The organism is Novosphingobium sp. GW821-FHT09E05, assembly GCF_059416165.1.
The window spans coordinates 75295-88815 of record NZ_JBWKOQ010000005.1; the positions used below are offsets into that span (position 1 = coordinate 75295).

The following is a 13521-nucleotide window of genomic DNA, read 5'->3' on the forward strand; positions in this document are numbered from 1 at the left end:
GTGTCGCGCTGACGCTCGACCCGTTGGCGGTTGCCTGAGGCAAAGGAACACGAACGATGGCCCTCAAGGATATTCTCCCCGGCAAGCTCGGGTTCGGTGCGGCGCCGCTCGGCAACATGTTCCGCGACATTCCCGAGGACGAGGCGCTTGCCACCGTGGAGGCCGCGTGGAACGACGGCATCCGCTATTACGACAACGCGCCGTTCTACGGCGCCGGGCTCGCCGAACTTCGCATGGGCGAGGCGCTCGCGGACAAGCCGCGCGACCGGTACGTCGTCAGCACCAAGGTGGGCCGCGTCATCCTCGACGAACTGGAGGATGTCGGCGCGCGGGAGCAGGGCGAAAAGGCCGGCGTCTTCGCGCATGGCCGGGCCAACCGCGTTGTCAACGACTATACCTACGACGCCACCCTGCGCTCGATCGAGGACAGCCTGAAGCGGCTGCGCACCGACCATATCGAGATCGCCTTCGTCCACGACCTCGCACAGGATTTCTGGGGCGACGTGTGGCTGGAGAAGTTCGAGGAGGCCCGTAACGGTGCGTTCAGGGCGCTCGACCGGCTACGCGACGAAGGGACGATCAAGGCGTGGGGGCTCGGCGTCAACAAGGTGGAGCCGATCGAACTGCTGCTCGAACTGGAGGAACCGCGCCCCGATGCCTTCCTGCTCGCTGGCCGCTATACGTTGCTCGATCATTCCCGCGCGCTTCAGCGTGTGATGCCGCTGGTCGCGGAGCGGGGATTGGGCATCGTCGTCGGTGGCCCCTACAGCTCGGGCGCGCTGGTTGGGGGTCCGAACTTCGAATATGCACCGGCGACGCCCGCCATTCTCGACAAGGTCGCCCGGATCAAGGCCATCGCCGACCGCCATGGCGTCAGCATGAAGGCGGCGGGGCTACAGTTCTCGCTCGCCAATCCGGGCGTAGCGGCGGTGATCCCGGGCGCGAGCCGACCGGGCCGCATTGCCGAGGATCGCGCCGCGCTCGAGGAAACCGTGCCGGGCGATTTCTGGGAGGAGCTGCGCGCCGCCGACCTCGTCGATCCAGCGGCGCCGCTGCCCGAAAAGGGCTGATGACGAAGCCGGCCTGCACGGGTGCGGGCCGGCTTTCGCCCGAGGTGCGCATCGAGCGCCGCGCCATGCCGAGAACACCGCTCCGATCTGTTCCAGAGTCACGTCTCCCGCCCGATTGAGGCGCGCCGCCGCGCCGGTCATCTTCCGATCGCCCGCACCAAGACGGGCGTGACCGGGAGGGAAGACGATGACCATGGCCAAGAGGATCCTGTCATGCGGCACCGGTGCCGCGCTGCTGGCGCTCTGGACCACGCCCGCGCAGGCCCAGCAGACGGCGACGGCGGACGCCGGCGTGGCCGGCGATCCCGGCGAGATCATCGTCACAGCGCGCAAGCGGCAGGAATCGATCCTCAAGGTGCCCGTCGTCGCCAACGTCGTCACCGCGCAGCAGATCGCCGACGCGCAGGTGGTCGACCTCCAGGGCATCACCCGGCTGACGCCCGGCTTCATCCTTGGCCAGTCGGTGCTGGAGAACGGCGCGCAGGTCTCGATCCGGGGCGTGGGCACGACCTCGCTCGACCCCGGCATCGACCAGTCGGTCTCTCTCAACATCGACGGCATGCAGTTCACGCAGGGCAATGCCTATGCGATCGGCCTGTTCGACATGGCGCAGGTAGAAGTGCTCAAGGGCCCGCAGGCGCTGTTCTTCGGCAAGAACAGCCCGGGCGGCGTCGTCTCGATCCGCACCGCCGATCCGGGCAAGGACTACGAGGTCGTCGGCCGCCTCGCCTACGAAGCGCGGGCGCGCACGATGCGCGGCGAGGCCGTGCTTTCGGGCCCGCTCGTGGACGGCCTCGGCATCCGCCTCGCCTCGGCAATCAACACCTCGGACGGTTATTTCCGCAATACCGCGGTCGCCATTCCCGCGCTCGGCGGCGTCCAGCCCCGCGACCGACTGGGCAGCAGCCACGCCGTCTACCTGCGCGGAACGCTGCTCTACGACACCGGCGGGCCTGTCACCGCCCGGCTCAAGCTCAACCATTCCAACGAATACACCGAGGGCGGCGGCCCGTTCCAGTACAAGTCCTGCCCCGACGGCACCGCCGACTACCTGCCGTCGATCGGCATCCCGGTGCCCTCGTTCTTCGCGCCGGGCGAGGACTGCAAGGCCGATCGCAACGCCCCCATCGTCTACCTCGATCCCGACACGTTCGGCGGCCTGCCGAACAACGGCAAGCCTTACGTCAGGACGAAGCAGGACTTCGCGACTCTGGAGCTGAACGGCGAGATCGGCGGCGGGCTCACCGCCACGTCGGTCACCGGCTACTACGATCTCAGGAGCAAGTCGCTGACCGGCGGTTTCAATCCGGGCACCTATTCCACCTTTGCGGCGGCCAAGGAATACCACCGCAAGGACTTCACGCAGGAACTGCGCCTGACCTCGGACTATTCCGGGCCGCTGAACTTCCTGCTTGGCGCCTTCTACCAGAAAGCCAGCGTTTTCGACGATGCCTTCCTTGCCGGCAATACCGCGCTAGGCTTTCCCGACCGCCTGCTCGCAGGGACGTTCGATATGGACATCGAATCGATCTCCGGCTTCGGGCAGTTGCGCTTCCAGGTCGCGCCCACGCTCGAACTTGCGGGCGGCGTGCGCTACACCGACGAGCGCCGCTCGATCGACATGACCAGCATGGCGGGGGGCGCCAGCTTCGTGCCCACCGCGCCAGATCTCGTGTCGAAGAACTGGTCGCCCGAGTTCACCGTGACCTTCACGCCGACCGACACTTTCACGATCTTCGGCTCTCTCAAGCAGGGCTACAAGTCGGGCTCGTACAACATCGTCCAGCCCGTGTTCCCCGGCACCGACAATTCCTACGGTGACGAGCGGGTGCGGGGCGGCGAACTCGGCATCAAGACCCGACTGGCGGACCGGCAGCTGAACGTGAACCTGGCGGGGTACTACTATCGTTACAACGGCCTGCAGGTTGGGGTGAACCAGCCTGCGTCCAACGGCATTCCCGTGCTCAACACGGTCAACGCGGGCACGGCGCGGGTCTACGGCGTCGATTTCGACGCGGCTTTCTACCCCCACGCGGTCGAGGGCCTGTCGATCCGCGGCGCGATCAACTGGAACAAGGCGAAGTTCACGCAATTCGTCGGCGCGCCCTGCGCCGGCGGGCAGACTTTCGCGGATGGTTGCAACCTCGTGCCCCGCGTGCTCGACCTCGTCGGCAATCCGGGCGACCAGATTTCCTTCGCGAACGGAAACTACTTCGTGAACGGGCAGGGCCAGCCGTTCCAGTACGCCGCGCAGGACCTGTCGGGCACCCCGCTCAGCCGCGCGCCGCAATGGCAGGCGAGCTACGGCATCGACTACGAGTTGCCGGTGGGCGCTGGTCACAGGCTGCGGCTCGGCACCAGCGGGCAGTACTCGTCGGAATACACGACCAACCTCGGCAGCCGCCGGGATTTCTACCAGGGCCGCTTCCTCAAGGTCGGTGCCTCGGTGGCGTTCGGAGCCAAGGACGACAGCTGGGAGGTGTCGCTGCTCGGCAATAACCTGAGCAACCGCTACACCAGCGGCCTGTGCTTCAATTCGAACAACGCGGGCGGCATCCTCTTCCCCGGCGAGGCGCACGGCGGCCCGGCCAAGGGCCCCTCGGGCAGCGACGAGGTCTGGTGCTCCTACGACAACGGGCGCGAGTTCTGGCTGCGCCTGACGATCCGGCCCAAGGTGCGCTGAGAGCGACATGAGCGGCGTCGCCAGCGACAGGGAGCCATGCTCGACCGTCCCCGCCATGCTCGCCGGCATCGTCGCCCGGCGCGGCGGCGCGGATGCGGTCGTCACCGCAGCCGATACAATCGACTACGCCGAACTGGACCGCCGCTCCGCGTGCATGGCGCGGGCACTGCTGGCGCTGGGAGCGGGCAAGGGCGCCCGCATCGCGCTGCTCGCGCCGGACGGGATTTTCTGGATCACCACGTTCCTCGCGGCCCTGCGGATCGGGGCGCTGGTGACCGCGGTGAGCACCCTGGCGACACCGCGCGAACTGGCGCATATTCTGTCCAACAGCGACGTGCAGATCCTCGTCGCCGCGCGGCGGATGCTGCGGCACGACTATGGCGATGTGCTGGGCCGGGCCTTTCCCGCGCTTGCCGGACAGGCGCCGGGGGCGTTGCGGCTGGAGGAGGCGCCTTACCTGCGGTCCGTATGGTTCGACGATGCCGGGGGGCTCGGGTGGGCGGGCACCCATGCCGACCTGTCCTCACTTGCCGGGGGGGTGGGAACGGCGCTGCTGGCTGCGGCCGAGGCGCGGGTCTCGCCGGCGGACGAGGCGGTCATCGTCTATACCTCGGGCAGCACCTCGCTGCCCAAGGCGGTGGTCCACACCCAGTGGAACGTCACCCGCCATCCGCCCGAACTGGCGAAGCTGTTCCTGGTCAAGCCGGGTGACCGCATGCTGCCGATGCTCCCCGCCTTCTGGTTGGGCGGCATGGCGATGGCGATGCAGGTGCTGAGCCAGGGCGCGACGCTGGTCTATCCGGCCTCCCCCGAACTGCCGGTGGTGCTGGACACGATCCGGCGGTGCGGCGTGAACCGGCTCAACGGCTGGGGCGACGGACTGACCCGGCTGCGCGCGCTGGCCGTCGCGGAGGGCGTGGACATCGACGCCATCGCCGGCCTCGGCCCCTTCCGCGATGCCCAGGGCATGCCGATCGAGCCGCACCTGCAATCGAACATGCTGGGCATGAGCGAGACGTTCGCCCCGCACAGCGCCGAACCGATCGACCGGCGCCTGCCTGCCGACAAGCCGGCGGCATCAGGGCGGGCGGTGGGCGGATACGAGCGCCGGGTCGTCGATCCCGAGACCGGGCGCGCGGTGGCGCCCGGAGAGGTCGGTGAACTGCACTTGCGCGGCGGGGCGCTCATGGCAGGTTTCTATGGCAGGCGCCGCGAGGAGGTGTTCACGCCCGACGGGTTCTACCCGACCGGCGACCTCGTACGGATCGACACCGAGGACTACCTCACGTTCGTCGCCCGGCGGGGCGACATGATAAAGACCCGGGCGGCCAACGTCTCGCGGCTGGAAGTGGAGGCGGCGCTGAACGCCCTGCCGCAAGTGTCCGCCAGCGCCGTCACCGGACTGCCCGATGCGGAATTCGGCCAGGTGGTCGCCGCCGCGGTCGTGCTGGCGGCGGGTGCGACCGCGGATGCCGAGGCGCTGCGCGGGGCGCTGCGGGACACGCTGTCCAGCTACAAGATCCCGCGCAGGATCGTGTTCGTGGAGGAGGCGGATATCCCGCGCACCGCGACCGGCAAGCTCAGGCTTGCCGAATTGGGCAGCCTGTTCGGCGAGGCGTAGCGGGCGCTGGCGTCCTGTCGAGCAATCGCGGCGAAAACGAACAGACGCTTGGAACGCAAACAGGTCCTGCACCACAAACACCGTCGCCCCCCGCGCAGGCGGGGGCACGCCTTCGCGGGGGACGACGGGCTGTGAGCCGTGTTTGTCGTCGGTCCTGACTGCGGACGCGGCGGGCGGCGCTACGCGTAGCTGCGCAGGGCGTTGAAGCTTTCGAGGTCGGGCTCTAGCGCGATGTCGAAGCTCTTCGTCAGCATGCCCATGGTCTGGTAGCAGCCGGCAAGGAACACCAGTTCCATGAGCTGTTCCTGAGAATAACGCTGCGCGAGCAGCGCCCAGGTCGAATCCGAGACGCGCTGGTCTTCGTGCAATTCGTCGCAGGCGGCGATGACGGCGCGGTCGTCGTCGGTCAGGCTCGGACCTTCTCCCGCGATGAAGTCCATGATTTCAGGGTCACCGAGCCCGCACTTGCGCGAGATGACGATGTGATGGGTCTTTTCGTAGACGTCGCCGCACAGTTCCAGCACGCGCAGGCAGACGATCTGGCGATCGCGCACCGGCAGCACGGTTTCGGCAATCAGTTCGCGCAGCCACGGCACGAACGTTCCGTACATGCGCGGGCTGGCGATAAGGACGCGACTGAATTCGAGGTGCGTCCATTCGCCGACGAGCTTCGACTGCTGGGGCGTGAAATCGGCCGGATCGACCGGAGGAATGCGCGTCATGATCTCTCTCCCTTTAATGTCACTGCGTGGTCCAGCCGCCGTCGACGGCGAGGGCCTGGCCGTTGAGGAACTTCGCGCCGTCGCTGCACAGGAACAGCACGGTCGCGGCGATCTCGGAAGGCTCGCCCAGCCGCCCCATCGGGCTTGCGGCGAGCAGGCCCTGGAGCAGGTCGGGGGGCAGGTTTTGGTTCATCTGCGTGTTGATGGTGCCGGGGCAGATCGCGTTCACGGTGATCCCCTCGCGCGCATATTCGAGCGCGGCGGTGCGGGTGAGCCCGACGACCCCGTGCTTGGCCGCGACGTAGGCGGCAAAAGTCGCCGCGCCGACCACGCCCGCGACGGAAGCGCAGTTGACGATCGCGCCGCCGCCCGAGGCGAGCATCGCCGGGATCTGGTGGCGCATGCAGTGGAACGTGCCGGTCAGGTCGACCGAAAGGACGCGGTGCCAGTTTTCGAGCGTGCAGTCGGCGGTGCGGTTGCCATGCTCTCCGTCGATCCCGGCGGCATTGAAGGCGGCGTCGAGGCGGCCGAAGGCGGACAAGGTCTGGGCCACGGCGTCTTTCACCGAGGCATCGTCGGTCACGTCGGCGGTGAAGAAACGGCAGCTTCCCAGCGCCGACAGCTCGTCTTCCGCTCGCTCGCCGGCGGCGGTATCGCGATCGACGAGGGCGACGGCATAGCCCGCCTCCACGAAGGCCTGCGCGGTGGCGCGGGCGATCCCCGATCCGGCACCGGTGACGAAGGCGACGCGTTGGACTGTGTCGGTCATGCAGGGCCCTTATTCGGCGATGATCGGGAAGGCGTCGTCCGGGAAGCGCCCGTAAGGCGTCATCCCGTGGGCATCGGGCACGAAGGCTTCGGGCGGCGCGCCGTTCCAGCGGGCGTCGGCGGGCTGGGGCAGCACGAGGTAGGCCCAGCGCGGCCGGTCGAGCCCGTTGGTTCCGGCGCCGTGGACGGTGAAGTGGCTGTGGACGGTGATGTCGCCCGCCTCGTAACGGACCTGTTCGGTCATCGGCAGGTCGGCGAGTTCGGGCCAGACCTCGCGGATGTCCTGGCCGTCGTAGCTGGAGTAGTTGCCGAGCACGCCCAGCTTGTGCGAGCCTTCGATGAACGACATCGTCCCCGCCTCCGGGCCGTAGCTTTCCAGCGGAATCCAGAAGGTCATGCCGCCCGAGCGGTCCACCGCGAAGGTGATGAAGTCCTGGTGGAAGCTGGTGGCGCCGTTGCCCTGGTTGCGGGTCTTCTTTCCAGCGGGGAGTTTCGGCGCGAAGAAGTCGTTGAACAGGCGCACCGGGACGTCCGCCTTCCTCGCCATCAGCGCCCTGGCCGCAGCGCCGATGCCGTGGAGCATCGGGCGCACGGCAGGGTCGGCGTAGCCGCTCGCCGCCTGCGCGTTGAAGTAGGGCTGGTCGATGCCGTAGGGCGGATTGCTGTCGCCGTCCTCGCCCATTGCGCCCCGGGCCTTGGCCAGCAGGACCGCGATCTGCTCGGGCGCGATGAAGCGCTTGAGGAGAACCCAGCCCTTGTCCCGGTAGTGTGCGACTTCCTCGGCGGTGACGGCGCGGCAGGGCGCGATTTGTGTGGTCGTTGCCATCATTCTCTCCTCTCAGGCGCCTTCCTGCTCGCGGTCGTATTCGGCGAGAATGCGGGTGACGACGTGGTGCTGGTGGCGCAGCGCGAGTTCGTGGTCGTGATAGTGGAACTGGCGGATCTGCCCGGTGTCGAGCGCGCGCTGGATGCGTTCGAGGGTGGAGAAATCCTCCATCACGATGTCGCGGAACTCGACCATCGTGTTCTCCTGCCCGAAGCGCTCGGCGGCGGTGCGCGCCGGGCGCACGAAGACGCGCTGCTGGTAGATCGAGCGGTTCGGACCCATCGGCCAGACCTGGTGCGCGGTGTACATGCCCGCCGAGAGCGTGAAGGCGATCGAGGGGAAGAACATGATGAGATCGACCGTCCAGTGCGGCGAGCGGGTGGCGTTGATGCCAACCGGCATTTCGTAGTCGAGGTTTGTGCGAGCCACGTTCTGCGCGGCGGCGGCGTGGAAGTAGGCGAGCTTCTGCACCGGCTTGGGCTCTCCCATCACGCTGTAGTGCGAATTGGTGCGGTGGTTGCCGGCGATCCTCACGTCGAGCAGGCGCCCCATGACGTTGCCCGAGGCCATCATCGTCGGCGCCGCCGAATGCGGGTGCAACACCGAGATGTGATAGACCTCGGCGGGGCTGTCGTTGATCAGCTTCCAGTTGCAGGCGACTTCGGCCTCGGTCTGGTAGGACTGGGTGCAGGCGCCCCAGGCATAGCCTGCGGTGTCGCGGCCCTGCTCGCCGAGGAAGTCCTCGAGGCTCTGGTGGGGTTCGTCCTCGGGACAGACCCAGATGAAGCCTTCCCAGATGCCCATCGGGATCGATTTCAAGCCGAGGCATGTCTTGTCGAGCCCGAAGAAGCCTTCCTCGTCGCGGATGCGGGCAAGGTTGCCCTCAAGGTCGAAGGACCAGCCGTGGAAGCGGCACAGGAACAGGCCGTTGGAGTGGCCTTCGCGGCGGTGTTCTACCACGTTGCCACGGTGGGTACAGACGTTGTGGAAGGCATTGATCTCGCCATTGCGGTCGCGGCAGACGAGGACTTCCTGCTGGAAGGTCGGCATGAAGTAGGTGAAGAAATCACCCGCACGCGCGACCTGCTCGACCCGCCCTATCATGTACCAGGAGCGGCGCAGGATCGCCTTCATCTCCTTCTCGTAGATTGCCGGTTCGTGGTAGATTGCGGTGTCCACCGGGCCGGTGCCGATCTCGGGATAGCGGGCGGTGATGCCGATGCCGGGGACCGGCGGGCGGGCCATTTCGTTCATCGGGCGTCTTTCGGCTGGAGCTGCGGTGCGGTGTCGGAGATCTGGCGCAGGTAACGCAGGCGCTCGACCGGGAAGCCGTCGTAGACGCGCGGGTCGCCGTACCATTCGACCGCCGGGGCCACTTCGGCGAGCATCAGCATGAGCCGCAGCAGCCGTTCGCCCTCGGGCGGCAGAGCGCCGAGTTCGTAGTCGCGCAGCCAGGCGAGCGCGGCTTCGCCACGTTCGAGCATCGCGGTGTAGAAGGCGCGGATATCGCCCATCTCGCTCGACAGCCGCTTGGCGAGGCGGTGTTCGGCGTCGGGGTGGACCCATTCGGGCACGAAGCGTTCGAGGTCCGCGAATCCTTCGGGCAGGGTGAGGGCGCTTATCATAGTCAGCCGAGCCTCCGGATCGGATCGCTGCCGTCCCAGCCTAGCGCGGCGTCGCGGAACATCGCGAAGACCTGCTCGGCGACGGGGTTGGCGGTGATGAGTTCGGTCATGAACCCTAGCGTCGAGACAGTGTCGAGATAGCACGTCGGTGCGCCCATCATCCGGCCCTCGAAGGCGAGGCTTGCGCCTCTGGCGAGCAGGGCCTGCTTCTCGGCTTCGTAGTCCTCGCAGTAGAGCCCGGTGTGGTGGAGGCCGAAGCCGCAGAAGGGCACGACGTCGCGCCAGATGCCGGGATCGTCGCCGAGCGGCTGGATCAGTTCGATCTGCATGTCGCCGTGCTGGCCGATCGCGGCGCGGTGCGGGGCGACGTCGGCGGGGGTGCCGCGATAGACACCCTCGTCGAAATGCACGTCCTCGAACAGGAAGAACGGCCCGGCGCCGGCGTGCTCCACCCACCGCGCGATGGCGGCTTCGAGGTCGGGCACGACCCAGCAGAGCTGCATGTACTGTCTGTTGCGCGCGGCTGGTGTCATTCGGCGGCTTCCCGGAGCGAGGGTGGATGGCGGTCGAGGCGGTCGATCATGAAAGCGCCGTCGCGGACGACGGCTTTCAGCGCCTCCTGCGGCCGGGCGAGGATCGCGGGATCGGCGACCGGGTCTCCATCGACCACGATCAGATCGGCCAGCGCGCCCTCGGCCACGACGCCGACGCGGTCTTCGCCGTCCAGCATGGCCTCGCCGGCATTCTTCGTGCCCCAGGCCAGCACGTCCGCCGCCGAGAGCCCGGGGATCGCCGCGTAGTAGGCGAATTCGCGGCCATAGTTTCCGACCTGATGGTCGAGCGGGTCGTCCTCGATCACGTCGCGGAACACGCCGGAGTAATCGTCGCCGACGAGGATGCGCACGCCCGAGCCTTGCGCGCGCGGCAGCATGGCGCGGACGTGGTCGTAGAGGCGCTGCATCTCGGCGTCGCCCCAGCCGAGCTGGAGCAGGCACTTGGGATAGATCAGGCTGGGCACCCAGAAGGTGCCGCGCTGCGCCATCGCGGCGATGGCCTCGTCGTCGATCTCGTCGCCGTGGTCGAGGATGTCGACGCCGAGGTCGATGCATTCCATGATCATCGCCTTGTCGGCGACGTGGGCGCGCACCTTGGCGCCGCGGCCATGCGCCGCCGAGACGATGGCGGCGATCTCGTCGCGGTCCATGTTGCGGGCGACGGGACTCGGGAAACCATGCCCCCGGCTGGCGAAGATCTTGATCGTCTGGGCACCGCGCCGGGTGTACTCGCGCACCGCCTTGCGCATGTCCTCCGGGCCGTCGAAGAACACGTCGGTGCCCGGCGTCTGCTGGCGGCGCCACCACAGCTTGCTGTCGTTGAGGTCCCCGGTGGTGCCGATATGGGGCGAGCAGGCGCGCAGGCGGGGGCCTTGGACGATGCCCTCGGCGATGGCGATCTTGTACTGCGCGTCGACATCGTTCGAGCAGCTGGCACCGATGTAGCCGGTGAAGCCGCTTTCGAGCAGCACCCGCCCGTTGCGGATCGCCATCGCCATCATCACGCCGGGCGGGAACTCCTTGCCCAGCGGATCGCCCGCCAGCCCCTGCGCGAGGGTGAACTTGTAGAAGTCGGGGTGGAAATGGCAGGTGATGAGCCCGGGCATCAGCGTCATCCCGCCGAGGTCCAGCGCGCCTTCTTTCACAGCAGCCGGGCCTTCGGTGATCGAGCCGATGCGGTTGCCGTCGAGCACGACGGTACGCGTGCCCGGCAGGAGCGCGGTGCCATCGAAGATGCGGGCGTTGGTCAGGGTCACCATGATGCGGTCACCCTAAGCCGCCGCTCGCGGCGCGGCGACCGGGCCGGGCCGCAAGATTGGAACGGCGGGCGGATGCGTCCCAACGGTCATGCCTCGCGCCGCCGGAAGGTGAGCGGGAGCGCGGTGAACGTGTGCGTCGCCAGCGTGGGCAGGAAGGTCAGCTCGTTTTCCGGCACGGCGAGGCGGATGTCGTTGAGGCGGCGGATGATCTCCTGCGCCGCGACCTTCATTTCCATGCGGGCCAGCGCTATGCCCACGCACTTGTGGATGCCCGCTCCGAAGGTGAGGTTGGCGCCGACATTCGGGCGGGCGATGTCGAGTTTCGCGGGCTCGGGAAACGCTGCCTCGTCGTAGTTCGCCGAGGCGTACATCACGCAGACCTGCGCCATCGCCGGGATCGTCGCACCGCCGAGTTCTACTTCGCGCAGGGCGGTGCGGAACAGGCCGTGGACGGGGGCGTGGAGTCGCATCACTTCCTCGACGAAGCGGGCCATCGTGCGGTCGTCGTCCACCTGGGGGTAGAGTTCGTCTGCCAGGCCCTCGTTCGTGGCGAGGACGTGGAGGATGTTGGCGATGCCGGCCGCCGTGGTGTCGTTGCCGGCGATCAGGAAGGCGCGGACGGTGGCGACGAGTTCGGCGAAGGTCAGCTGCGGCTCGGCCTCGTCGTCGAGCCGGGCGGTGACGAGGTCGGAGATCATGTCCTCGCGCGGGCTGCGCTGGCGGTCCTTTATTTCGGCGATGATGGTGTTCTGGAGGTCGCAGATGGTGCGGGCGTTCACGACCATCTCCTCGCGCGTCTGCATCCGGCCGATCTGGGCGAGGACGGCGGTGGTCCACCAGGCGATGCGCTCGGTGCCGATGCTCGCGAAGTCGAGGCCGAGCTGGTCGCAGATGAGGTGCGCGGTGAGGGGGGCGCCGATCTCGCCGATGCCGTCGCCGTGGCCGCGCTCCGCCAAGGGCTCGATGAGATCGATCGCGATGCGGCGGATGCGCGGCTCCAGCGTTTTCACGCGGTGCGCGGTGAAGGCCTTTTCGGTCAGGCGCCGCAGGCGGGTGTGGGCGGGCGGGTCGATCGCGAGGTCGCGGATGAAGCCGCCGCCCTCGGCCTCGAGGATCGCCGCGAATTCCTCGACGTGGCCGTTGGCGAAGCGGTCCTGGTAGCCGTGCTCGAGCGAGTAGGTGACGGCATCGCCCAGCACCGTGCGGGCATCGTCGTAGCGGGTGACCAGCCAGACATCGAGGCCGGGGTCGTAGTAGACCGGCCGCTGTTCGCGCAGCGCGTGGTAGAACGGGAAGGGGGCGTTGCGGATCGCCGGGTCGAGCCGGGTTTCGGTGCCGGTGATGGTGCCGTGCAGGATCGTCTCAGGCATCCAGACGCTCCGCGCGGTAGGGTTTGATCTTCCAAGTGCTCGTATCGTGCGTGCCGAGGCCGAGGGTCGCGGGGTCCTGCGGCGCGACGATTTCCTCCCAGCGCGCGGCGACGGTCTCGATGGTGAGCGCTTCGTCGCGGATGCCGGGGGTCTGGGCCATGTACGTGCGCTGCACCGCGCCGCCGGCAGCGTCGATGCATTCGCCGGTTGCCGTGCAATCATCGTGGCACAGCCACGCCATAGCGGGTGAGGAGAGTTCGGCGGGCAGGTTCGCCCGGGCGTGCCGGTACATCGGCGAATCCTCGTCCATCATCGCCGCGACCATGCGGGTGAAGGCGCCGGGGCTGAGCGCGTTGACGTGGATGCCGTGCGCCATGCCCTCCGCCGCCAGCGCCCGCGTCAGCGACCACACGCCGCCCTTGCTCGCGGCATAGGCGGCCTGGTCGATATAGCCGGTCATCGATCCCGAGGTGGTGTTGACGATGCGGCCGTGCCCTTGCGCCTTCATGTGCGGCCAGGCGGCGCGGCAGCAGTGGTAGGTGCCCATCAGGTTGATTGCGATGTGGCGGGTGAAGTCGCGCACGCTCATCGCGTCGAACGGCGCGGTGATCGAGATGCCCGCGTTGTTGACGAGAATGTCGATCCGCCCGAACGCCTCGAGCGCGGCGCCTACGATCTGCGCGGCGCCCTCCTCGGTCGCGACCGAGGCGGTGCTGGCCACCGCCTTGCCGCCCGCTTCGCGTATCTCCGCCGCGACTGCTTCAGCCGAGGCGCTGCCGGTGTAGCCCGGCGATTCCGGGTCGCGCCCGATGTCGTTGACCACGACGCTCGCGCCGCGGCTGGCGAGCAGCAGCGCATGGGCGCGGCCGAGGCTGGGATTGCCGCCCGCGCCGGTGACCACGGCGACGCGGCCGTCGAAGCGGTGCTCAGCGCTCATCGGTGGCCGTCGGTCGAAGGGTGGGCATGGTTGGCCTCGCGTTGCATCTTTGGCTGCAACGCTGGCCTAACACCCTGCCGAGGCGG

12 protein-coding genes are annotated in these 13521 nt (G+C 68.1%); 3 read left to right on the forward strand and 9 right to left on the reverse strand.

All coding sequences use genetic code 11. From position 1 onward, the window contains the following. Window positions 1–56: 56 nt before the first annotated feature. The 3 genes from AC07M9_RS17855 (at window position 57) to AC07M9_RS17865 (ending at window position 5374) form a co-directional block, all read left to right on the forward strand. Entirely contained in the window at window positions 57–1070 is a 1014-nt protein-coding gene (locus AC07M9_RS17855) for an aldo/keto reductase (RefSeq protein ID WP_494885583.1), read from the forward strand. Window positions 1071–1263: 193 nt separating this feature from the next. Continuing rightward, window positions 1264–3753: a TonB-dependent receptor gene (locus AC07M9_RS17860; protein WP_494885585.1), complete on the forward strand. Its 2490-nt coding sequence runs from the start codon at window positions 1264–1266 to the stop codon at window positions 3751–3753. A gap of 7 nt (window positions 3754–3760) precedes the next feature. Continuing rightward, the gene (locus AC07M9_RS17865; RefSeq protein WP_494885586.1) at window positions 3761–5374 is read left to right on the forward strand and encodes a class I adenylate-forming enzyme family protein; all 1614 of its coding nucleotides are present in this window, start codon (window positions 3761–3763) and stop codon (window positions 5372–5374) included. 179 nt (window positions 5375–5553) lie between these two features. On the opposite strand, the gene AC07M9_RS17870 is transcribed toward AC07M9_RS17865, so the two are convergent. The 9 genes from AC07M9_RS17870 to AC07M9_RS17910 form a co-directional block, all read right to left on the reverse strand. Then, window positions 5554–6096, reverse strand: coding sequence for a carboxymuconolactone decarboxylase family protein (locus AC07M9_RS17870; RefSeq protein WP_494885587.1), 543 nt, complete (start codon window positions 6094–6096; stop codon window positions 5554–5556). Between the two features lie 19 nt (window positions 6097–6115). After that, complete coding sequence (locus AC07M9_RS17875) at window positions 6116–6865, reverse strand: SDR family NAD(P)-dependent oxidoreductase (protein ID WP_494885588.1); 750 nt, start codon at window positions 6863–6865, stop codon at window positions 6116–6118. Between the two features lie 9 nt (window positions 6866–6874). Beyond that, entirely contained in the window at window positions 6875–7690 is an 816-nt protein-coding gene (locus AC07M9_RS17880) for a phytanoyl-CoA dioxygenase family protein (protein WP_494885589.1), read from the reverse strand. Between the two features lie 12 nt (window positions 7691–7702). After that, complete coding sequence (locus AC07M9_RS17885; protein WP_494885590.1) at window positions 7703–8944, reverse strand: aromatic ring-hydroxylating oxygenase subunit alpha; 1242 nt, start codon at window positions 8942–8944, stop codon at window positions 7703–7705. After that, entirely contained in the window at window positions 8941–9315 is a 375-nt protein-coding gene (locus AC07M9_RS17890) for a hypothetical protein (RefSeq protein ID WP_494885591.1), read from the reverse strand. The genes AC07M9_RS17885 and AC07M9_RS17890 overlap by 4 nt, the downstream gene beginning before the upstream one ends. A 2-nt stretch (window positions 9316–9317) precedes the next feature. Next, window positions 9318–9818, reverse strand: a complete 501-nt coding sequence (locus tag AC07M9_RS17895) for a VOC family protein (protein ID WP_494885592.1) — start codon at window positions 9816–9818, stop codon at window positions 9318–9320. Between the two features lie 26 nt (window positions 9819–9844). Then, window positions 9845–11128 (reverse strand): amidohydrolase family protein, encoded by a 1284-nt coding sequence (locus AC07M9_RS17900; RefSeq protein WP_494885593.1) that lies wholly within the window; start codon window positions 11126–11128, stop codon window positions 9845–9847. An 86-nt stretch (window positions 11129–11214) separates the two neighbouring features. Continuing rightward, on the reverse strand, window positions 11215–12498 hold the full coding sequence (locus AC07M9_RS17905) for a cytochrome P450 (RefSeq protein WP_494885595.1): 1284 nt from the start codon (window positions 12496–12498) through the stop codon (window positions 11215–11217). Further along, complete coding sequence (locus tag AC07M9_RS17910; protein ID WP_494885596.1) at window positions 12491–13435, reverse strand: SDR family NAD(P)-dependent oxidoreductase; 945 nt, start codon at window positions 13433–13435, stop codon at window positions 12491–12493. Before AC07M9_RS17910 ends, AC07M9_RS17905 begins: the two co-directional genes overlap by 8 nt. Window positions 13436–13521 lie beyond the last annotated feature (86 nt).